Below are 1,576 nucleotides of genomic sequence, written 5' to 3'. Positions count from 1 at the left end.
GCCTTCCGGGGTATGACTAATCAGGGCACCTGATAACGCCCCGATAAATTTAGCCGTCTGGGCCTTAGCTTCATTACCCGTCAGCGCTTCCTGAAGTTTATGAATTTGCCGTTCTGTTTCATTCTTATATGCCGGTTCAAATAGCCTGCTTTCCATGCTTGGCGGCTAATTCAGCCGCCAAGCATGGATTTAACCGAAAAGATGATCAGCTAATTATTGAACTTGCGTGTCAGCTCTAAAAGTTAATAAAAATAATTTCCCCCGATCATATGATCGAGGGGATTGACTTTATTTTGGAATTTTTGTCAGCAACTCATTAACCTTATCCGTATCTTCTGGATGAAACTCGAGATACTTTTCACAGGCCAATCTGACATAGTGATAACAGATTTCTTCATTAACTGTTATCGTATCTTCATCAATTGGCGGATAACCAACAGCAAACCTGCCGTTAGGAGCCTAAATAATTGCCAGTACCATCTGACCATAGAATCGCTGGAACTTCATAAAAATATGTGTTCAGATTTTCATCATCTTCACGAGATATACCTTCAGGCCAACATTCACGAAGATAGCGGATTATTGTATTACTATCAGTTTTCCAATGAGCAATATCATGACCTAAAGGATCTGTTGGTTCACAAAAGCGAATAATATCCTTATCCAACAATATTTTCAGTGTGATAAAAAACATTTCCTTATATGTCGGTAAATCATAACCAGGATTCCAGCCTATAATTGAACTAAATAGGCCAGACAACCATAATCCTCTAGAGTCATTAACTATTTGCTCAAAATTAGGTACAAGTTTCATAAAGCACCTCACTTCAAAAATTTAATTTCAACAGGAGCGTTAGGTTTACCTACACCTCTTGGTATATCAATGGTCCACACGCTTCCTGTTTCACTGGATGATGCTGAAAAGTCCCTTAGGTTAAATGTACCTTTAGGGGTTTTAACTGTATAAATATTTCCCTTACCTGGAATGCTTCTCCCTGCTGGTAAATTTTTACTTCCAGTAAGCTCCATAAAATACTGTTTAACTTCAGCCTCTGAAGCACCACTAAATATTTTCGAATTTCCTTTATTTGGCATCTCAATCAATGTTCTATCACCGATCTGAATCCCCATTCTTGAGTGATTATATTCAAATAATTCTGATATTTCATTTATTCGTATATTTGCAGATTGATTCCGTGTATTCTCCATCAAACTAGCTACGGCATGGGTATCAGGTTTAGCATTTCTTAACAGCGGTTCTGAGGCATGACTCAACTCTTCTGCCAGATTTTTCGCCCCTTCTTTGCTGTTACCTAATACTTTTACCGCTCCCGCCGCCAAAACACCGGTCCCAACAGCCGCTTCCGGCGCAACCGCATCAGCAACGAAAATCCCCACGTTATTCAGGCACAGCGCCGGATTGGCTTTACAGCCTTCCAGCGCAATACGCCCTGCCGTTGCCATTTCAGCCGAGCCCGCAATCAGTATATGACCGCCATAAACCAGCGCATAGCCGCCTGCCGCCACGGCGGTGACGGCAATCGCGGCATTCCGCCGCGCAGTTATGCGCTCTTCC

2 protein-coding genes and 1 pseudogene are annotated in these 1,576 nt (G+C 42.0%); all 3 read right to left on the bottom strand.

Annotated elements, in window-relative coordinates; translation table 11 throughout:
* Positions 1-288: 288 nt before the first annotated feature.
* Positions 289-435 (bottom strand): annotated as a pseudogene (gene cdiI, locus D3222_RS25365) (ribonuclease toxin immunity protein CdiI); the annotation flags it as partial.
* Positions 436-451: 16 nt separating this feature from the next.
* Complete coding sequence (locus tag D3222_RS24495) at positions 452-814, bottom strand: hypothetical protein (protein ID WP_118988343.1); 363 nt, start codon at positions 812-814, stop codon at positions 452-454.
* An 8-nt stretch (positions 815-822) separates the two neighbouring features.
* On the bottom strand, positions 823-1,576 hold a 754-nt coding region (locus D3222_RS26400), incomplete at its 5' end, for a hypothetical protein (RefSeq protein WP_232832676.1).

Origin of the sequence: Photorhabdus sp. CRCIA-P01 (assembly GCF_003545805.1) — a bacterium.
GTDB classification, from domain to species: domain Bacteria; phylum Pseudomonadota; class Gammaproteobacteria; order Enterobacterales; family Enterobacteriaceae; genus Photorhabdus; species Photorhabdus antumapuensis.
This window is presented reverse-complemented; position numbering and strand designations above follow the sequence as displayed.

What these genes read in the sequence shown, in the direction of transcription:
- D3222_RS24495 (WP_118988343.1), bottom strand. Translation starts at nt 814, where the DNA reads ATGAAACTTGTACCTAATTTTGAGCAAATAGTTAATGACTCTAGAGGA.